This is a genomic window from Bosea beijingensis (assembly GCF_030758975.1).
Lineage (GTDB): Bacteria > Pseudomonadota > Alphaproteobacteria > Rhizobiales > Beijerinckiaceae > Allobosea > Allobosea beijingensis.
In genome coordinates this window covers 1,434,870-1,455,044 of sequence record NZ_CP132359.1, presented here as the reverse complement: position 1 = coordinate 1,455,044, position 20,175 = coordinate 1,434,870, and the positions used below count along the sequence as shown (strand labels likewise).

Sequence of the window (20,175 nt, the reverse complement as noted above, 5' to 3'; positions counted from 1 at the left end):
ATCAGGCCATGCCCGTGCAGCCGCCGCGGCTCAATCGTTCCAGACGCTCGGCATGACCGTGAACTTCCAGTATTTCTGATTGATCGCCTTGAAGGTGCCGTCGGCGAACATGCCCTTCAGGGCATCGTTCACCTTGGCGAGCAGCTCCGGCTCGTTCTTGCGCAGGCCGACGCCGACACCCGGACCGAAATACTTGAGGTTCTCAAGCTCAGGGCCGACATATTTGAAGCCCTTGCCCTGCGGCTCCGCGAAGAAGCCCTCCATCTTGATCGGCCCGGCCATGATCGCGTCGACGCGACCGGAGACGAGGTCGAGCAGCAGGGTCTCGTAATTCTCGTAGCGCGAGATCTGCACGCCCGGGAACAGCTCGGTGAAATAGCGGTCATAGGTGCTGGAGCGGATGAGCCCGACGGTCTTGCCGTCCAGCGCCTTGGGATTGGGTGTGCCGTCGGCCGTCACGGGCTCCAGCTTCGACGCGTTCGGGGCGACGAAGCGGCCGGTCGAGGAGCGATAGGGAACGCTGAAATCGATGCTCTTCTGGCGCGCCTCGGTGATCGAGAGGCTGGCCAGGACGAGGTCGAACTTGCGCGACGTCAAGGCGGGAATGACGCCTTCCAGCGACTGGCAGACGAAGCTGAGCTGGAAGCCGGCACGCTTGCCGATCTCACGGGCGATGTCGACGTCGAAGCCGGCAAGCTCGCCGCCCGAGGTGCGATAGTTGAAAGGTGGATTGGTGCATTCCGTGCCGACCTTGACCTCGCGGGCGAAGGCGGAGCCGGCGAGCAGCAGGGCCGCGCCGGCGAGCAGGGTGAGAGCCGTCTTCTTCATGGTTCTTCTCCTCACAGAACCCGCTGCAGGAAGCGCCTGCACCGCTCGGACGCCGGGTTTCCGAAAATGTTCTCCGGCGTGTCGCGCTCTTCGATCTTCCCCTCGTGAAGGAAGAGCACCTCGTTCGAGACTTCGCGGGCGAAAGCCATCTCATGGGTCACGACGATCATGGTGCGCCCCTCCTCCGCGAGCTGGCGCATGACGCCCAGAACCTCGCCGACCAACTCGGGGTCGAGAGCCGAAGTCGGCTCGTCGAAGAGCAGGAGCTTCGGCTCCATGGCGAGCGCCCTGGCAATGGCGCAGCGCTGCTGCTGGCCACCGGAAATGTGGGCGGGATAGTGGAAGCGCTTGTCGAACAGGCCTACCTTGGCGAGCAGCGCCTCGGCCCGCTCCTTCGCTTCCGCCTTGGGCACGCCGAGCACCTTGATCGGCGCGATCGTGACATTGTCGAGGACGGTCAGATGGCTCCAGAGATTGAAGCTCTGGAAGACCATGCCCATCCGGCTGCGAATCCGGTTGATCTGCTTCGCGTCGAGAACGGGAGCGCCCTTGCCACGGCGATCCAGGTTCAGCTCCTCGCCTTCAAAGTGGATCGTGCCGGATTCGGGTGTTTCGAGCAGGTTGATGCAGCGCAGGAAGGTGCTTTTCCCTGAGCCGCTCGCGCCGATCATGCAGATCACGTCGCGCTCGCGGGCCGCGAGGCTGACGCCCTTCAGAACCGGGAAATCGCCGTAGCTCTTGTGGATGTCGTCCGCCGTGAGGACGGTCTTCGCCTCGGGTCGAGACACGGTTTCCCCTCCGCTTGCGCTGGATGGCCGGCTTTGTCCGACCTTGATTGGCAGGGACCGTATCGGCGGCTAAAAGACGCCTCAAGTACCAATTTCTCGGAAGCAGCCAAACCAATCCGGAGGTGCGCTTGACCACGCGGTTCCCGCGCCGCTCAATCCGGAGCGGGCTGGCCGGGTGACCGCGCCGCTCCGCTCTGACCACGCCATCGGGGACATGACCGCGAGCTTCAACTACCCTTTCTGGAACACGATCGCGCTGGCGCCGAACGGCCCCGAGCCGCTCTACGACCAGATCGCCGGGCAGCTCCGGATGCTGGTGGTCGCCGGCGCGATCCCCCGCGGCGTGCGCCTGCCGCCAACCCGCAAGCTCTCGGACGAGCTCGGCGTCTCGCGCTCGACCATCGTGCTCGCCTATGCCCGGCTGAAGAACGAAGGCTATGCGCATGGGCGCACCGGCGCGGGCACCTATATCGAAAAGGACCTGCCCGAAGACCTGCATCGCCGCACCGGAGAACCGCCGCCTCCGGCGCCGCTGCGGCAGCCGCGTCTGCTGGCCGCGCGCGGACGCGCCCTGATGGGGCAGTCCCTGCCGAGCGAACGCGAGCTGGGCTATGATCTGAGCCCCCTGCTGCCGGCGCTCGACGAACTGCCTTTCGCGGATATCCGCCGCAGCACCGCGGAGTACTGGGGATCGGAACCCTGGCCCCAGTTCAGCTTCAGCGAGCGGCTGGGCCTGCCAGCCTTGCGCCAGCAAATCGCGAAATATCTCGGCGAGTACGAAGGTATCCCCTGCCGGGCGGAACAGATCGCCGTCGTCGCCAGCACGACCCAGGCCTTCATTCTTCTCGCGCAACTGCTCCTCGATCCCGGCGACGGCGTCGTGATCGAAGACCCCGGCTATCCGACACGAACGGCCGCGATGGTCGCGAACGGGGCGCGCGTGCTGCCCCAGCGCGTCGATCAGGAGGGGCTCTGCGTCGACCGGTTCGGCCCCGAAACCGAGGCTGCCCGGATGGTGATCGCCTCGCCGACGAACCAGTTCCCCTACGGCTCGACCATGTCGATGGAGCGCCGGCTCGCCCTGCTCGCCTGGGCGCGAGCCCGCAACACCTGGGTGATCGAATACGACTACAGCAGTCCGATCGGCATCAATCGCCAGCCGCTTCCCTCGCTGCTCTCGCTCGACGCCGACCAGCGCGTGATCTTCATCGGCAACATCAACCGCATCTTCTCGCCGTCGCTCGGCCTGACCTATCTCGTGCTGCCGCCGGACCTCGTCGAGCTGTTCTACCGGGCGAAGCTGGTCTTTTCCTGCTACCTGCCGCCGCCGCTGCAGCAGATGGTGGCCGACATCATGGGGCGCGGCGTCCTCGCCCGCCACGTCCGGCGCATGCGCCTGCTCTACCGGGAGCGGGCGACGATCCTGGTCGATGCGCTCCGGCAGTCGCTCGGTGAGCGCCTGCTCATCCCGGACGTCACGGCGGGGCTGCATCTGACCGCCCATGCGCGCGGGCCGTTGAATGATGCGGCCGTCACCGATGCGGCCCGCCAGCGCGGCATCGATGCGCCCGCGCTGTCGCGCTATCGTTTGCAGGACAGGACGGCGGCGGGCTTTGTCTTCGGCTTCGGCAATACGGCGCCCGAACGCATCGCCCCGGCCGTACGACGCTTTGCCGAGGTCATGGCCTCGGCCGAAGAATAATGGAAACGACTTTTCACCCGGCGACCACGAGGCCGGGACAGGAGGCTGGAATGATGGATACGGATGGCTTGGCCAACAGGCTGATCGACGAGCATGACCGGAACGAAAAGTTCCGCCCCTTCGCCGCGGCGAACGGCATCGTCTCGCTCGACGATTCCTATGCGGTGCAGGAGCGCTATGTCGCGCTGCTCAAGCCGCGCTGTGGCGCCGTCGTCGGCTACAAGATCGGGCTGACCTCGCAGCGCATGCAGACGATGTGCGGCATCGGCCACCCGATCGCCGGCGTCGTGCTGGCCGACCGGCTGCATCGCTCCGGCGCGCGTCTCGCCATCGCCGATTACGGCCGCATGGGCCTGGAATTCGAAATCGCGGTGCGCATGGCCAGCGATCTTCCCGTCGGCGGCCCGGCCTGGACGCCGGAGAATATCGCCGAGCATGTCGCGGGGGTTTGCGCTGCGATCGAGATCGTCGACGACCGCGCCGCCGATTATGCCGAGCTCGACGTGCTCTCGCTGGTCGCCGACAATTCCTGGAATGGCGGCGTGATCCTGTCGGAGTTCTGCAGCAACTGGCCGGCGCTCGACGCTGTCTCCGGAACGATCAGCCACAATGGCACGCAGATCGATCGCGGCTATGGCCGGGACGCCCTCGGCCATCCCTTCGCGCCGCTCGCCTGGCTCGCCAATGCGCTCGCCGCAAAGGGGCAGAGCCTGCGCGCCGGCGAGATCGTGATGACGGGCAGCCTCGTCACCACCCGTTTCCCCACCGAAAGCGAGAGCTATCGCTTCGAGCTCGAAGGCATCGGTGCCGTCGAGCTCAACGTCACCGCCTGAATGCCGGAAAGTACGATCATGACGTCTCGCCTCGCTGCCCGGATGAGCCGGGTCAAACCTTCCGCCATCCGCGAGCTCCTGCGGCTCGGCGCCGATCCCAGCGTGATCTCCTTCGGCGGCGGCTATCCCGACGCCTCCTTGTTCCCGATCGCGGGACTGGACGAGGTCTTCCGCAAAACCTTGGCCGAGAACGGACAGGAGGCGCTGCAATACACCGTCTCGAACGGCATGGCGCTGCTGCGCCGGCAGATCGCCGAGCGGATGACGCGCGACGGCGTGCCTTGCACCACCGACGAGGTGCTGATCCTCCAGGGCGGCCAGCAAGGGCTCGACCTCGTCGCCAAGATGCTGGTCGACAAGGACGACATCATCGTCGTCGAGGACCCGACCTTCCTCGGCGCGCTGATCGCCTTCAACCCGTGCGAGCCGCGCTATGTCACGGTCGGCATGGACGAGGACGGCATGGATGTCGAAGCGCTCGACGCGGCGCTGAAGGCCAATCCGGGCGCCAAGTTCATCTACACGGTCCCGGATTTCCACAATCCGACCGGCGTCACGATGAGCCTGGCGCGGCGCAAGCGCCTGGTCGAGATCGCCAATGCCCATGACATCATCATCCTCGAGGATTCGCCCTATCGCGAAATCCGCTTCGAGGGCGAGCGCATCCCGCCGATCAAGAGCTTCGACACCGAGGGCCGCGTGATCTATCTCGGCAGCTTCTCGAAGATCCTGGCGCCGGGCTTGAGGCTCGGCTGGGCCGTCGCCTCGACCGACCTGATCGAGCAGCTCGGCCTGCTCAAGCTCGCGGCCGACACGCAGACCAGCACGCTCAACATGGCGGTCGCCTCGCGCTTCCTCGCGGATTACGACATCGACGCGCATATCGCGACGATCCGCACCGCCTATCGCCACAAGAAGAACCTGATGCTGGACACGATCCGGCAGAGCTTCCCGCAGGAGATCGCCTGCACCGATGCGAGCGGCGGGCTCTTCACCTGGCTGACCTTCCCGGAAGGCTTCGACACTGCCGCCTTCATGCTGGACCACGCGCTGCCCGAGGCCCGCGTCGCCTATGTACCCGGCGCGACCTTCTTCGCGCTGGACCAGCGACCAAACCATGCGCGCATGAGCTATTCGACGCAGACCGACGAGCGGCTCGTCGCCGGCATCAGCGCGCTCGGCAACGTCCTGAAGGCCCGCATGGGATCGCGGCTGCGGAGCTGAAGCCACCCCTGTCCACCCGACACCACCAGATCGCCACATCGCGACGATGAGGACCGCACCATGCCCGTGACCATCCACCAGACCCCCAAGAGCGATCTGACCGCCGCCGAGATCGAGCGCTGGCGGGCGATCCCCGTGGCGGTCGCGGTCGATCTCGGCCGCAATCTCAACCAGATCGACCCGGCGATCCGCCCCCTGATGCCGCCCGGCCAGCAGCCGCGCCTGTTCGGGCGCGCGGTCACCGCCTTCTGCGAGGCGCCTGATTTCGGCTCGGTGGTCCGCGCGATGGACATTATCGGCCCCGGCGACGTCCTGGTCATCGCAGCCGCAGGGCATGCCGAAAGCGCGATGATCGGCGAGATTCTGGGCGGCCATATCCGCCGCAAGGGCGCCGTCGGCCTCGTCTGCGACGGGGCGATCCGCGATGTCGGGACGCTGGCCGGCTGGACGGATTTCTCGGTCTTCGCGCGCTCGGTGACGCCGCGCGGGCCGTCTTCAGCGGAACGGGGCGAGATCAACCGGCCAGTGACGATCGGCGGCGCCATCGTTTCGCCCGGCGATCTCCTGATCGGCGACGACGACGGGCTCGTCGCACTGACGCCGGCGACGATCCGCGGCCGCATCGCCGATGCGGAGGCAAGGCTGGTGCTGGAGGCGAAATGGGAAGCGGCTCTGGCGTCCGGCCAGACGGCCGAAGCCGTCTTCGGCCTGACACCGCCCTGACGACCAAGCATGCGCTCAAGGCGCATGCTTACCTACCGGTACCGGTCATGCCAATTGCGGCGTTGACGCGGAGCCATGGCTTCAGGATCATCGCAGGGAATGCGATCAACCCGAGGGGTGACGATGACTCGCGTGCATAAGGTCAGAACGGTCGTTTCCGCGCTGCTTTTGATCGCCAGCGCTTCCGCAGCGCTTGCCGTGGAACCCGTACGCCTCATCACGCCCGAGGAGGCGCGCCTGCCCTCCGCCGATTCTGGAGCGGCGCAGGAGCGCAATCTGACTCGCGGTCCCGGCATCGATGCGGTCGCGCCGCCGCCCATCGGCGTGAGCGGGACCTTCCGGCTCGCCGTGAAGTTCAAGCCGCGCAACAGCGTCGCGATCGATCCCGAGAGCGTGCGCGTCACCTATCGGCGCCAGCCCGAGATCGATCTGACCGCGCGTCTCAAGCCCTTCGTCACGGCGGCTGGCATCGAGGCGCCGGCCGTCATCGTGCCACCCGGCAAGCATGTCATCGTCATCGAGGCGACCGACAAGGAAGGCCGGATCGGCCGCAGCCAGATGACGCTGACGGTCGCGGAAGCCAAGTAACTCAGCGCGCTGCCTTCTTCGGCAGCAACGCCACGGCCGGCGCCGCGCCATAGGCCGCCGGAACCTGGCGGCCATCCGTCTTTTCGGAGACGCGGGTCGCCGTTTCCTGCACGACCGCATCCAGCGTCTTGCCAGGCGACGAGAGCGTCTCCAGCAGGGCGCGCACGAAGGGACTGTCGAGACCGTCGCCGTCTGAGGCGGTCTTGCCCGGCTGCGTCGAGTGCAGCACGACATTGTTGGGCGCGGGCTGCGGCACGGCCGCCAAGCCGCCATGGATGCGCTCGGGCAAGGCGGCGAGTTGCCGCCCGCCCGTTCCGCGCGACGCCGCCACGGCCTGCGCCTCCGCGAAGGGATCGTCGCGGCAGGCATCGACGATGACGAGCGCGCCGCGGCGCGCCTTGGCTGCAGCCGCCGTCAGGTCACCAAGCGCGAGCGCATCGGTCCGAAGAACCTTGTCGCTATCGAGCGTAGCATCGGTCGGCACGAGATAATTGATCCCACCGGTCTCGACCCCGTGCCCGGCATAGAACACCAGCACGACATCGGCCTGTGCGGCCTGTTCGGCGATCAGGGCGGGAATCCGGCGCAGGTCGGCCTTCGCGACATTCTCCGCGATCTCGATCGCATCGAAGCCCATATCGGCCAGCGCATTCGCCATCACGGCGGCGTCGCGTCGCGCATTGGGCAGGCTGGACAATTCGGCATAGTCGCTGGAGCCGATCACGAAGGCAATGCGCTTCAGACCGTCCGGCGAGGGCTTGGCCGGAGCGACGCCTGAATCGAGCCCGCTGCGGAAGGGCCCCGTGCCGCGGAAGGCCGGCTGCGAAAGCTGCTTAAGCCGCCACGACGCGAGAATGCGCTCCAGCAGCTTCGGCGTCGCGCGCGTCCCCGCCAGGATGCGCTTGTAGATGGCCTCGGCCTTCGCCTTCTCGCCCGTGGCCTCGGCGACCCGCGCCAGGCCGAGCGCCGCGGACCAGTTCCTAGGCGCCAGCTTCTGGGCCTCGCGATAGAGCTTTTCGGCGGTCTCCGTGTCCTTGAGCTTGTCGAGCGCGAGCGCCCCCGCCTGCACGAACAGATCGGCGCTCGCCAGCGCGGCATCCGCCTTCGGCATGTCGCCGGTCTCGCGCGAGGCCGCGACCAGATCGTCATAGGCGGCGCGCAAATCCCCCGCGCGCAATTCGAGCTCCGACTTGCGCATCAGCGCCAGCCGGCGGAATGGCGGCCCCAGTGCCGCCGCGCCCTCCAGATCGGTCCGCGCCCGCTGGAGATAGCCAAGACGCCGCAGCAGATCGCCGCGCGCCGACAGTGCCGTCCCGGCTTTCGGGTCGAGCTCGAGCGCCCGGTCGAGATCGATCATCGCGGCATTCACATTACCGTCGCGCTCGTGCTCCAGCGCACGCTGCACGAAGGGGGTCGAATCTTTCGGGGCGGCCTGCATCGCCTCGGCGACATCCGCCCGCGCCTCCGCATTGCGCCCGATGGTTTGGTTGATCGTGGCGCGCAATGTCAGCGCATCGCCCTTCATCGGGCCATCCAGCCCGATCGCCACCTCGACATCGACGAGCGCGGGCCGGACCTGCGCCAGGGTCGGCAGCGCATAGGCGATCGAGCCATCGGCCTTCCCCGTCGACGCCATGCCCTTCTGCACGACCTGCAGAAAGCGCATCAGCCCGCGATAGAACGAGGCTTTCTGCTGCTCTGCTGCGGAGGCATTGGCAGCCAGTACGCGGCTGCACGCCGCTTCGGCCGCCGCAAGCTGCGTGGGCTGCAGCATTGCCGTCTTGACCCGCTCGTCGGCACAAGCCGTGACGTCGGCCGGAGCTTGTGCTTCGGCTACCGCTGCCAATGAAAGCAGAGCCAGAGCGACCGCACCGTTGGCCGAGACAAGACGTTTCTGAGGCATCCGGCTCTCTCGCCTATCCCGCGGCACGACGCATACCGCCAAACGAAAACAGACATACCTGTGCGGCGAGATCAACTCGGCCCCAGCGGGCGAGCACGATCCGTTGGACTCTCAGGCTTCGACAAGAAGCCAGGTCGGCCGCCTGAGCAATCTGCTCGTTCGGGGCGTCGGCTGACTTTTGCCGAGCGTGCTTGCCTCGCGGCGCGCGCCCTGTTAAACGTTTTTCTGTAAAACGTTTAACAGGGCGCCCGATGGATAATGGACGCGTGACGATCCGGGATGTGGCGGCGCGCGCCGGCGTGTCGATCGCGACCGTGTCGAACGTTTTCAGCGGCAACAAGCCGGTCAATGCCGACCTCCGCGCGCGCGTGCTGAAGGCCGCCGACGAGCTGGCCTATCAGGTCGACCGCGCCGCCTCGCAACTGCGCTCGGGCCAGGCCCGCGTCGTCGGCGTCCTCGTGCCCGATCTCGACGACGTCTTCTTCACTTCGCTGGTCTCGCAGCTCGAGGTGCTCGCGCAGAAGGACGGCTACGACATCCTCGTCGCCAGTTCCCGTGACGATCTCGGACTGGAGCAGTCGCGGCTGCGGACCTTGCTCGCCTGGCGCCCGTCCGGGCTGATCGCCGTGCCCTGCTCCGATGCGGTTCCGGACGCCTTGCGCAACGAGATCGGTCGCCTGCCCATCGTCTTCGCCGACCGCGTGCCGCCCGAGGGCTCGGTCGTCGACACCGTCGCCATCGACAACCGCGAAGCCGGCGAGATTGCGGCCCGCCACCTCCTCGCCAAGGGCCATCGCGACATCCTGGTCGCAGCCTCCAGCCTCGCGATCTCGCCGATCCGCGAGCGCGTCCGCGGCGCCTGCGAGCTGATCCGCAGTACGCTCGACCGCGAACCGACCGTGATCGAGCTCGGCTCCAATGCCGATCGCGGCGCCGCGGCTTTCCTGCACTGGCTCGAACGGCATGCGCAGCCGAGCGCCGTGATCGCGCTCACCAACGTCACGACGCTCAGCACGCTCTCGGCGCTCGCCCGGATGCGGATGGATATTCCCGATCCGGTCTCGGTCGTCGGCTTCGACGATTATCCCTGGATGAGCGCCCGCAAGACCGGCCTGACCGCGATCCGCCAGCCGATCGCCGAGATCGCGGAAGCCGCCTGGACGCGCCTGCGCGCCCGCATGGCCGGCGACCAGGCACCGCCGACGCATTCCGTGCTGCAAACCAGCCTGCAGGCACGCGATTCCGTCCGCGATCTCGCCGCCACGGCTGAACACGGCGTCAACCGCGATCCTGATCCGCTTCCGAATCCGGAGAGGCCTAACGGCTCCGCCAAGGCGGTGCATTGACGGAGACCGACGACGGACGCCCAAGCGTCCGAGCCACCGGGCCGACAGAGTCCGGAGCAAAAAAGCCCTGGAGGAAACGCGTGCAGCTTCAACGAACGGCACGACTCTTGCCGCTGCTTGCGCCGGTACACCTGCTCATCCTGAGCGTGATCGTGCTGCCGTCGCTCTATGTCGTCTGGCTGAGCCTGAACACGTCGAGCTTCGGCCAGGCGCCGAGCTTCGTCGGCTTGCAGAACTATTGGCGTGTCCTCTCCGACCCGGCCTTCCACAGCGCGCTCTGGAACACCGTCGTCCTCGTCGTGGTGGCCGTGCATCTGGAACTCGCCGTCGGGCTCGGCATGGCGCTGCTCTTCGCCAGCGGCCTGCCCTTCCGTCGTTTCCTGCTCGTCGCGGTGCTTGCGCCCTATGCGGTCAGCGAGGTCACCGCCGTGGTGATGTGGCGCTTCCTGTTCGATCCCGATGCGGGGCCGATCACACTGACGCTGCGCACGCTCGGCCTGCCGACGCTCGACTGGTCCTTCGAGCCGTCGCACGCGATGGTCCTGATCGGCCTTTTGACGATCTGGCTGCACCTGCCCTTCACCTTCGTCATCGTCTATGCGGCCCGCCTCGCCATTCCCGCCGAGCTCTACGAAGCCTCCCGGATCGACGGCGCGACGCGCTGGCAGGCTTTCCGGCAGGTGACGCTGCCGCTGCTTGCGCCAGCCATGCTGATCGCGCTGCTGTTCCGCTACATCTTCGCCTTCCGCCTGTTCTCGGAGGCCTGGCTCCTGACCAAAGGCGGCCCGGCGCGCTCGACCGAGGTGGTGGCGATCTACCTCTATCAGGAGGCCTTCAGCTTCAACGCCTTCGGCCCGGCCGCGGCGACCGCCTGGATCATGGTGCTGGCCTCGCTGCTGCTGGCAGGCGCCTATGTCTTCCTGCTCAGGCGTGGAGGCGTCTCTCATGCGCACTGAGCGGCTTCTGATCGGGCTGGGCAAGGCGCTCGCCGTCGCGGCGATCCTGTTCTGGTCGCTGTTCCCGATCCTGTTCATCGCGATGTCCTCGCTGAAGCCCGGCCAGGACATCTTCGCGATGCCGCCGAAATGGCTGTTCACCCCGACCTTCAAGCACTACGCCGCGCTCTGGCGCTCGTGGGGCGTGTTCTTCGAGGGGCTGCTCAACAGCCTGCTGATCACGGTCGGCGCGACCCTGCTCGCCATCGTCGCCAGCGCCTGCGCCGGCTATGTCTATTCGCGCAATTCCGGGCGTTGGCTCGGCGCAAGCCTGCTCGGGCTCATCATCGTCCGCCTGATCCCGCCGATCGTGGTGACCCTGCCGCTTTTCCCGATCGTGAACTGGCTCGGGCTCAGCGATACGCATCTCGTGCTGATCCTGCTCTACGCGACCTTCTTCGTCTCGCTCGGCACCGTGCTCATGCGCACCTTCATGGACCAGATCCCGCGCGAGCTCGACGAAGCCGCCGCGATGGATGGCGCAAGCCGCATGACCATCCTGCGCAAGGTCATCGCGCCGCTGGCGATGCCCGGCGTGCTCGCGGTCTCGGTCTTCGTGATCGTCTTCTCCTGGAACGAGTTCCTCTTCGCCTTCATCTTCACCGCGACCAAGGCGAAAACCGCCCCGCTCGTGATCTCCGAGATGATCGGCTCCATCGACGGGGTCGACTGGGGGATCCTCTTCGCCGCCGCGACGGTGCAGCTCGTGCCCGTCCTTCTCTTCGTCGTCTTCATGAACCGCTACCTCGTGGCCGGCCTCACCGCCGGTTCGACGAAGGGATAGCCAACCAAAAAGAGGGAGGAAGAACATGCCGAACAAGCCTAAGACCAAGCTTACCCGCCGTGCCTTCATCGCCGGCTCCGCCGGTGTCGCCGCCGCCTTCACCGTTGGCACAGCGCGCGCCGCCGGCAAGACGCTGAACGTGCTCAGTCACAAGGTCCACCAGACCGTGCTCGGCAGCGGCGACGGCGACCTGATGGCGGGCTGGCGCAAGGCCAACGACGCCGAGATCGCCTTCACCACCTTCGACTCTAACCCGTTGCAAGACCGGCTCTTCCGCGAAGCCAGCCTGAAGGAAACCGAGTACGGCGTCGGCTATCTCATCGACAATCGTCCAACCTCGCAGATCGCCGCCTTGTTCGAGCCGCTCGGCCCGTATCAGGATAAGGACGCGATCGAAGATTTCGGCGATATCGCGCCGGGCCTCGTCCAGGGCATGACGGTCGACGGCAAGCTGATCGGAATTCCCGTGCGCCACGCGACGCAAGGCCTGTTCTACAACGAGGCGCTGCTGGAGGAGGCCGGCATCTCCGCCCCGCCGGCGACGCTGGAAGAGCTGATCGAGCAGGCGAAGAAGACGACTTTCACCTCCAAGGCCGGCACGCCGGTGACCGGTATGGTGCTGGCGAGCGACCTCGCCGTCTTCCCGGTGATGTTCGCCCGCGCCTATGGCGGCGACTTCATCAGCCCCGATCTCAAGCTCGTGCCGAACCGCGAGGCGCTGGAGCAAGGGCTCAGCGCACTGCGTGGCATGTTCGAGGCCGGCAGCCTGCCCCGCAGCTACGCCACGACCAAGAACGACGACCAGGTGACATGGCTGCAGCAGGGCCGTGCCGCCTTCACCGTTCTGCCCTTCGCGCGGGGCGCGCAGCTCAACAATGCCGAGCAGAGCAAGTTCCCCGGCAAGATCAAGGCCGTGCCCTTCCCCGGCTCAAAGGCGATCGAGGGCAAGATGCCGATGGCTTCCGTCGTCGAGGCCTGGGCGATGTCGATCCCCAAGAACGCCAAGGACAAGGCAATGGCCTGGAGCTTCATCAAGGAGGTCTCCAGCAAGCGCGTGACGCTCGGCATGGCGATCAACGGCAACGGCCCGGTCCGCGTCTCCTCCTATGCCGATGAAGGGCTCAAAGCGAAGAACCCGCTCGCCGCCGTCGAGGCCAAGGTATTGGCGACGGCGCGGGGCGCCTTCCCGCCCTTCCCCGAAGCCGCCCGCGCCCAGGCGACCTTCCTCGAGGAGGTTCAGCTCGCCGTGATCGGCCGCAAGCCGGTCAAGGACGCGGTCTCCGCGATCATCGAGCGCGTCAAACCAATGATGCCGGCCTGATCACTCTTTCGACCTGCGGGCACCCGGCCGCGCAGGCGCTCGCTCCATTCGTTGCACCTGAAGGATCTCCGCCATGTCGACCGCCGCGACCCGCTTCATCGAGGAGCCGGCCCGCTCCATCCCCGTCTCCGCCGAATATGACGTGCTCGTCGTCGGCGGCGGCCCATCCGGCCTCACCGCTGCGCTCGCCGCCGCCGAGGATGGCCTGCGCGTCGGGCTGATCGAGAGCCGCAGCTTCGTCGGCGGCAATATGACGATCGGCCTGCCGGTGCTCGGCTTCCTCGGCCAGAAGGGCAACCAGATCATCGAAGGCCTGCCGCAGAAATTCATCGAGCGCCTGCGCCGCGAGCGCCAGGGCGCGAGCGAGCACCGGCCCTGCCCGCTCCACATGGGCATCACGCTGGTCGAGCCCGAGGCGGTGAAGACGGTCGCGCTGGAGATGCTGACGGAAGCCGGCGTCGACGTGCTGTTCTACACCTTCTTCGCCGGCGCCTTGGTCGAGAACGACACGATCCGCGGCGTCATCACCGAGAGCAAGAGCGGCCGCACCGCCATCCTTGCCAAGGTCGTGATCGATTGCAGCGGCGACGCGGACGTCGCCTACAGCGCCGGCGTGCCGACCGAGAAGGGCAACGAGCATGGCGGCATGCAGCCGCCGACGCTGATGTTCTGCCTCGCCGGCGTCGACACCGATGCGCTGCGCCTTTCCATCGCCAATGCCCCGCCTGCGGCGCGGACCTATCTCACCGACTTCATTCCGGCCGAGTATTTCGGCCAGAACCACCAGTTCATCGTCGTCGGAATGCGCGAATTGATGGCCAAGGCCAAGGCCGAGCGCGGCCTGCAGATCCCGAACGAGCGCACCATCATCATCACCGGCCTGAAGAAGGGCGAGGTCTGGATCAACATGACCCGCGTCAAGGGCACGGACGGGACCGATGCCCGCAGTCTGACCAAGGGCGAGATCGAGGGCCGCGCCCAGATCGACGACATCGTCACCTATCTCGTCAATTACGTGCCGGGCTTCGAGAACGCCTATTTCACCAAGACCGCGCCCTTCCTCGGCATCCGCGAGACGCGTCGCATCCGCGGCCAATATGTGATGACGCAGGAGGACGTGCTGGCCTGCACGCATTTCGACGACGCGATCGCGGTGGCGAGCTATCCGATCGACATCCACCGCCCTTCCGACGATGGCTGCACGCTGATCTGGTGCGGCGACTGCTACGACATCCCCTATCGCTCGCTGGTGCCGCAGAAGATCGGCAACCTGCTCGTCGCCGGGCGCAGCATCTCCGCGACCCATGAGGCGATGGGCGCGATCCGCGTGATGGCGACCTGCATGGCGATGGGCGAAGCCGCCGGCCGCGCCGCCAAGATCTCGGTGCGCGGCAACCGCCCGCCGGCCGATATCGATGTGGGCGAACTGCGCCGCCAGCAGCTCGAGCGCGGCGTCTACCTGCGCAACCCGGACGGCACCCGCGCCGGGCCGCCGAACCGTGCTGCCGCCTGACATGGCCGGCCATTTCATCGGCATCGATGTCGGCACCGGCAGCGCCCGGGCCGGCATCTTCGACAAGGCCGGGCGCATGCTCGCGACGGCGAAGCGCGATATCGCGCTCTGGCGCGACGGGCCTGACATCGCCGAGCAGTCGAGCGCGAATATCTGGCATGCGGTCTGTGTCAGCGTCCGAGAGGCGATGGATCAGGCTGAGCTCAGGCCGGACGACATCGCCGGTCTCGGCTTCGACGCGACCTGCTCGCTGGTCGTGCTCGGCCCCGGCGGGAAACCCGTCCCCGTCGGGCCGCATGGCGACGCCACCCGCGACATCATCGTCTGGATGGACCATCGCGCGCTCGACCAGACGGAGCGCATCAACGCGACCAGGCATCCGGTCCTCGCCTATGTCGGCGACACGATCTCGCCGGAGATGGAGACGCCGAAGCTGCTCTGGCTCAAGGAGAACCTGCCGGCGACCTATGACGCGGCCTGGCAATTCTTCGATCTGCCGGATTTCCTGACCTGGCGCGCGACCGGCTCGCTCGCGCGCTCGACCTGCACGGTCACCTGCAAATGGACCTATCTCGCCCATGAAGCGCGCTGGGACGCGAGCTATTTTCGCCAGATCGGCCTCGACGATCTCGCCGATGGCAATTTCGACCGCATCGGCACCGAGATCGTTCCGGGCGGTACGGCCCTCGGCGGTGGTCTCACTGAGCAGGCGGCGGCCGAGCTTGGCCTGAAGCCCGGCACGTGCGTCGCCGCCGGATTGATCGATGCCCATGCCGGCGGTGTCGGCTCGGTCGGCGTGCGCTCCCCGCACGGCTCGGCGCTGACCCGCATGGCCTATGTCTTCGGCACCTCGGCCTGCACCATGGCGAGCAGTGCCGAACCGGTCTTCATTCCCGGCATCTGGGGCCCGTATTTCTCGGCGATGGCGCCCGGTCTCTGGCTCAGCGAGGGCGGGCAATCCGGTGCCGGTGCCGCCATCGAGCAGCTTATCGGCTTCCACCCGGCGGCGCCCGAGGCGCAGCGCCTTGCCGAAGCCGAAGGGCTGTCATTGCCGAACTGGCTCGCGACACAGGCAGCCCGGCATGTCGCCACGCCGTCGGAAGCGGCCCGCCTCGCCGGCGAGATCATCGTCGTGCCGGATTTCCTCGGCAACCGCTCGCCCCATGCCGATCCGCAGGCGCGCGCCGTGATCGCGGGGCTCGGCATGGAGCGCGATCTCGACCATCTCGCCGCGCTCTATGTCGCGGGCCTGACCGGTATCGGCTACGGCCTGCGCCAGATCATCGAGGCCAGCCGAGCGAAGGGCGCCACGATCGACGCGATCGTGCTCAGCGGCGGCGCCGGGCGCCATCCCCTGATCCGGCAATTGCTGGCGGACTGCTCGGGATTGCCGTTGCTCGCCCCCGACGATGTCGACCCGGTTCTGCTCGGCTCGGCCATGCTCGGGGCGACGGCCGCGAAAGCCTTCCCCGGCCTCGGCGAGGCCATGACCGAGATGGCGCCCGGCGCCGCCGTCTTCACTCCGGCCGGTGGCGAGATCGCCGAGTTGCACGCAAATCGCCTTGCTGCCTTCGAGACATTGCAAGCCGCGGCCCGCACGGCTCGTGCGCTCATGCGCCCCCCGCGCCATCACGCTCTATCGGAGACCTCGACGTGACCCAGGACCTGACCGGAAAGACCGCCGCGATCACCGGCGCGGCCTCGGGAATCGGCCTCGCCTGCGCGAAGCGCCTGCTCGCAGCCGGCGCGCGCGTCGTCCTGGTCGATCGCGACGGCGAAGCGCTCGCGAAGGCCTGCGAACCGCTCGGTGGTGCGGCCATCCCGCTCGTCGTCGACCTCACCGATCCCGTCTCCGTCGCCGGCATGCTGCCGGCGATCCTCGACAAGGCCGGCCCGCTCGAGATCTTCCATGCCAATGCCGGCTCTTATGTCGGCGGGCCGGTGAGCGAAGGCGATCCCGATGCCTGGGACCGCATGCTCAACCTCAACGTCAACGCGGTCTTCCGCAGCATCCATGCCGTGCTGCCGCATATGATCGCGCGCAAGACCGGGGACATCCTCGTCACCAGCTCGGTCGCCGGCATCGTCCCGGTGGTCTGGGAGCCGGTCTACACCGCCTCGAAACATGCGGTTCAGGCCTTCGTCCACACCTTGCGCCGGCAGGTCATCCCGCATGGCCTGCGCGTCGGTGCCGTGCTGCCCGGCCCGGTGGTGACCGCCCTGATTGCCGACTGGCCAAAGGAGAAGCTCGACGCCGAGCGCGCTCGCGGCGGCCTGATCGAGGCGGAAGAGGTGGCGGAGGCCGTGCATTTCATGCTGACCCGCCCGCGCAATGTCACGATCCGCGACCTCGTGATCCTGCCGCAGAGTACGGATCTCTAGCCGGCAACAGTTTTCGACCGCAGCGAGGTGAAAGAACGCTTAAAATACAATTGTGTCATCAAACATTCATTTGTATGGTCCAAGGCAAAGCCGCTGCCCGGCGCTCGCTCCGGGATGAGACGGTCGCCCGAAGAAGTGGCGAATTCCGGAGGGGACATGCAGCGTATCGTGCAGATTTCCGACACGCATCTGAGTCCGACCAAGCGGCATTTCGCCGACAATTGGGCTCCGCTGACCGAGTGGCTCCGCGCACAGGCGCCGGACCTCGTCATCCATACCGGCGACGTCACGGTCGATGGTGCGGATATCGACGAGGACATGCGCCATTGCCGGACTTTGCTCGACGCGCTGGGCAGGCCCGTGCTCAGCATCCCCGGCAATCACGATGTCGGCGAAGCCTATCATCCGCACCAGCCGGTGAACGATGCCCGCCTCGTGCGCTGGCGCCAGCATCTCGGCGAAGACTTCTGGGTCCATGACCTCGAGGACTGGCGCTTGATCGGCCTCAATTCGATGCTCTTCGGCAGCGACGAGGCCGAGGAAAAGCGCCAGCTCGCCTGGCTCGACCAGCAGATCGCGGAGGCGCAGCGCCGCCGCCTCGGCTGGTTCCTGCACCGCCCGCTTTTCGTCCAGGCGCCCGACGAGGGCGACATGGGCTACTGGAGCGTGCCGCCGCGGCCCCGCGCGCATCTGCTCGATCTCATCAGCCGCCACGAGGTCGCCTTCGTCGCCAGCGGCCACCTGCACCGCGCGCATGACTTCACGATCGCCGGCACGCGCTATATCTGGGGGCCCTCCTCCGGTTTCGTCGTCGGCCCCGAATTGCAGCCGGGCATGGCCGGAACGACCACGCTCGGTGCCGTCTCCTACACCTTCGACGGACGGGAATTCACGGCCGAAATCCACGAGATACCCGCGCTGAAGACGCTCTGGATCGACGACGTGATCCACGAGGTCTACCCGCCGCACGCCGCCTGAAACGCCTTCCCGGCCGCCAGCGGGCGCCGGGCCGAAACACGCCCAACGATGAGCCCGCAGGGCCGCAGAAAGGCGAAGCCATGGCCAAGGTCACACTCTCCTCGATCGCCAAATCCTTCGGACCGACGAAGGTGCTGGGCGGCGTCGATCTCGATATCGCCGATGGCGAGTTCCTGACGCTGGTCGGCCCGTCCGGCTGCGGGAAATCGACGCTGATCCGGATCATTGCCGGCCTGGAGCATCAGGATGGCGGCAGTGTCGCGATCGGCGGCAGCGGCGTCGACCATCTGCGCCCGCATGAGCGCCGCGTCGCCATGGTCTTCCAGTCCTATGCGCTCTATCCGCATATGAGCGTCGGCGCGAACATCGCCCTGCCGCTGACGATGTCGCGGCTCAAGCTCTGGCAGCGCCTGCCGCTGCTGCGGCAGCTTTCCGCCCAGCGCAGGACGGTGATGCGAGGCATCGAGGCCGATGTCGCTGCCGTCGCGGCGCAGCTCCAGCTCGACCATCTGCTGGCGCGCAAACCGGCCCAGCTCTCGGGTGGGCAGCGCCAGCGCGTCGCGCTCGGGCGAGCCATGGTGCGCAACCCGGACGTCTTCCTGATGGACGAACCGCTCTCGAATCTCGACGCCAAGCTGCGCGTCCATATGCGCACGGAGCTGGCCGAGCTGCACAAGCGCCTCGGCGCGACCTTCATCTATGTCACGCACGACCAGGTCGAGGCGATGACGATGTCGGACCGCGTCGCGATGATGGATTCCGGGTCCGTGCTGCAGCTCGGCACGCCCTCGCAGCTCTACGAGAAGCCCGCCTCGCTGAAGGTCGCGCAATTCATCGGCAGCCCGGCGATCAACCTGCTGCCGGCGACGGTCGCGCAGGGTGGACGCCTCGAACTCTTCGGCCGACCGTTGGCGCTCGCCGTGCCCCTCGCGCAGGGACAAGCGGTGACGCTGGGCATTCGTTCGGAAGGGCTTTCGCTCATCCAGGGCGAGCCCGGCGGCAGCGGCCGGGCCTGGTTCTCGGCACGCCTGCGGCGCAAGGAGAATCTCGGCTCCGAGTACATCCTGCATTTCGATCTCGCCGGGCGCGATGCCGCGGGCGTGACGATGCGCGCGACACCCGCCGCAGCCGCCGGGGTGAACGAGGCCGCCGAGGTCACGCTCGGCTTCGACGAGACCGCCGCCCATGTCTTCGCCGCCGATGGCGAGCGCATCGAGCCGCGCGGCCCCGGCGCCGCGACCGGCTCCGTCGTGCCGCTGAGGGCCTGAGCATGACCCTCGCCCTCGCATCATCAGTTGACTTTGCTCCCGCCACGCGCCGCAGGCTCTGGATCGAGCGGATCACGGGACTCGGCTTCGCGCTGCCGGCCTTCGTCCTGCTGCTGCTGACGATCCTGCTGCCGCTCGCTGTGCTGCTCTGGCTCAGCCTGACCAATTACGAGTTCGGCGGCGTCGACATGGACTGGGTCGGGCTCGCCAATTTCCAGAAGGCGCTGGCCGATCCGATCATCCGGCGCTCGCTCGTCAACACGCTGCTCTACGTCGCCATTGTCGTGCCCGGCGGCGTGTTCGGCGCGTTGCTGATCGCCGTGCTGGTGCATCGGCGCAAGCGCACGCGCTCCTTCTACGAAGTGGTCTATTTCCTGCCGGTGACCTCGACGCTGATCGCGATGGCGACAGTCTGGCAGTTCCTGCTCCATCCTTCGCTCGGGCCGGTCAACGGCCTGCTGAAATGGCTGGGTATCGGCCCGATCGCCTTCCTCAGCGAGCCCTCGACCGCGCTGGCGACGCTCGCCGTGATCGGCATCTGGCAGCTCATCGGCTTCAACATGATCCTGTTCCTGGCCGGCCTGACCGCGATCCCGCGCGATCTCTACGAGGCCGCCGATATCGACGGCTGCTCCAGCGGGATCGACCGCTTCCTGACCATCACCTGGCCGCTGCTCGGGCCGACGACGATGTTCGTCCTGGTCACCACGATGATCACCGCCTTCAAGATCTTCGACACGGTGGCGGTGATGACGCGCGGCGGGCCGGTCGGCTCCACCGAGGTGCTGCTCTACAACATCTATCTCGAGGGTTTTCAGTACTTCCGCACCGGCTATGCCGCGGCGCTGACCTTCATCTTCCTCGCCTTCATCCTCGTCTTCTCGGCCGTGCAGACCTTCGCCCTCGACAAGAAGGTGCATTACTGATGACCGATCTCGCGCTCCCCGCCGCCACGGTCACGCCCGTCCACTCGGTGCTGCGCCGCTTCGTGACGCTGGC

18 protein-coding genes are annotated in these 20,175 nt (G+C 67.2%); 15 read left to right on the top strand and 3 right to left on the bottom strand.

Translation table 11 applies throughout. From position 1 onward, the window contains the following. Positions 1–30: 30 nt before the first annotated feature. Positions 31–828: a transporter substrate-binding domain-containing protein gene (locus tag Q9235_RS07095; RefSeq protein ID WP_306226110.1), complete on the bottom strand. Its 798-nt coding sequence runs from the start codon at positions 826–828 to the stop codon at positions 31–33. 11 nt (positions 829–839) lie between these two features. Further along, the gene (locus Q9235_RS07090) at positions 840–1,616 is read right to left on the bottom strand and encodes an ABC transporter ATP-binding protein (RefSeq protein WP_306226109.1); all 777 of its coding nucleotides are present in this window, start codon (positions 1,614–1,616) and stop codon (positions 840–842) included. Between the two features lie 175 nt (positions 1,617–1,791). On the opposite strand from Q9235_RS07090, the gene pdxR reads away from it, so the two are divergent. The 5 genes from pdxR (at position 1,792) to Q9235_RS07065 (ending at position 6,686) form a co-directional block, all read left to right on the top strand. Continuing rightward, a complete protein-coding gene (pdxR, locus tag Q9235_RS07085; protein WP_306226108.1) occupies positions 1,792–3,318 on the top strand; it encodes a MocR-like pyridoxine biosynthesis transcription factor PdxR in 1,527 nt (508 codons plus the stop codon). 50 nt (positions 3,319–3,368) lie between these two features. Further along, positions 3,369–4,151: a 2-keto-4-pentenoate hydratase gene (locus tag Q9235_RS07080; protein ID WP_306226107.1), complete on the top strand. Its 783-nt coding sequence runs from the start codon at positions 3,369–3,371 to the stop codon at positions 4,149–4,151. An 18-nt stretch (positions 4,152–4,169) separates the two neighbouring features. After that, entirely contained in the window at positions 4,170–5,375 is a 1,206-nt protein-coding gene (locus Q9235_RS07075) for an aminotransferase-like domain-containing protein (RefSeq protein ID WP_306226106.1), read from the top strand. Between the two features lie 60 nt (positions 5,376–5,435). Beyond that, complete coding sequence (locus Q9235_RS07070; RefSeq protein WP_306226105.1) at positions 5,436–6,098, top strand: RraA family protein; 663 nt, start codon at positions 5,436–5,438, stop codon at positions 6,096–6,098. 123 nt (positions 6,099–6,221) lie between these two features. After that, a complete protein-coding gene (locus Q9235_RS07065; RefSeq protein ID WP_306226104.1) occupies positions 6,222–6,686 on the top strand; it encodes a hypothetical protein in 465 nt (154 codons plus the stop codon). Between the two features lies 1 nt (position 6,687). On the opposite strand, the gene Q9235_RS07060 is transcribed toward Q9235_RS07065, so the two are convergent. Next, complete coding sequence (locus Q9235_RS07060; RefSeq protein ID WP_306226103.1) at positions 6,688–8,589, bottom strand: caspase family protein; 1,902 nt, start codon at positions 8,587–8,589, stop codon at positions 6,688–6,690. 266 nt (positions 8,590–8,855) lie between these two features. Here Q9235_RS07060 and Q9235_RS07055 point away from each other — a divergent pair, with 266 nt between their 5' ends. From Q9235_RS07055 to Q9235_RS07010, 10 genes are all read left to right on the top strand, one after another. Next, complete coding sequence (locus tag Q9235_RS07055) at positions 8,856–9,935, top strand: LacI family DNA-binding transcriptional regulator (protein WP_306226102.1); 1,080 nt, start codon at positions 8,856–8,858, stop codon at positions 9,933–9,935. An 80-nt stretch (positions 9,936–10,015) separates the two neighbouring features. Beyond that, positions 10,016–10,891 (top strand): carbohydrate ABC transporter permease, encoded by an 876-nt coding sequence (locus Q9235_RS07050; protein WP_306226101.1) that lies wholly within the window; start codon positions 10,016–10,018, stop codon positions 10,889–10,891. Then, positions 10,881–11,714 carry a carbohydrate ABC transporter permease gene (locus tag Q9235_RS07045; protein WP_306226100.1) on the top strand — a complete coding sequence of 278 codons (834 nt, stop codon included), beginning with the start codon at positions 10,881–10,883 and terminating at the stop codon, positions 11,712–11,714. The genes Q9235_RS07050 and Q9235_RS07045 overlap by 11 nt, the downstream gene beginning before the upstream one ends. 25 nt (positions 11,715–11,739) lie before the next feature. Beyond that, complete coding sequence (locus Q9235_RS07040) at positions 11,740–13,035, top strand: ABC transporter substrate-binding protein (protein WP_306226099.1); 1,296 nt, start codon at positions 11,740–11,742, stop codon at positions 13,033–13,035. Between the two features lie 73 nt (positions 13,036–13,108). Further along, a complete protein-coding gene (locus tag Q9235_RS07035; RefSeq protein WP_306226098.1) occupies positions 13,109–14,548 on the top strand; it encodes an FAD-dependent oxidoreductase in 1,440 nt (479 codons plus the stop codon). 1 nt (position 14,549) lies between these two features. Further along, on the top strand, positions 14,550–16,205 hold the full coding sequence (locus tag Q9235_RS07030) for an FGGY-family carbohydrate kinase (RefSeq protein ID WP_306228147.1): 1,656 nt from the start codon (positions 14,550–14,552) through the stop codon (positions 16,203–16,205). After that, a complete protein-coding gene (locus tag Q9235_RS07025) occupies positions 16,202–16,930 on the top strand; it encodes an SDR family oxidoreductase (protein ID WP_306226097.1) in 729 nt (242 codons plus the stop codon). Before Q9235_RS07030 ends, Q9235_RS07025 begins: the two co-directional genes overlap by 4 nt. 156 nt (positions 16,931–17,086) lie before the next feature. Next, complete coding sequence (locus Q9235_RS07020; protein ID WP_306226096.1) at positions 17,087–17,908, top strand: metallophosphoesterase family protein; 822 nt, start codon at positions 17,087–17,089, stop codon at positions 17,906–17,908. 80 nt (positions 17,909–17,988) lie between these two features. Further along, entirely contained in the window at positions 17,989–19,176 is a 1,188-nt protein-coding gene (locus Q9235_RS07015; protein ID WP_306226095.1) for an ABC transporter ATP-binding protein, read from the top strand. A 2-nt stretch (positions 19,177–19,178) separates the two neighbouring features. Further along, positions 19,179–20,102, top strand: coding sequence for a carbohydrate ABC transporter permease (locus Q9235_RS07010; protein WP_306226094.1), 924 nt, complete (start codon positions 19,179–19,181; stop codon positions 20,100–20,102). The last annotated feature ends 73 nt before the right edge of the window (positions 20,103–20,175 follow it).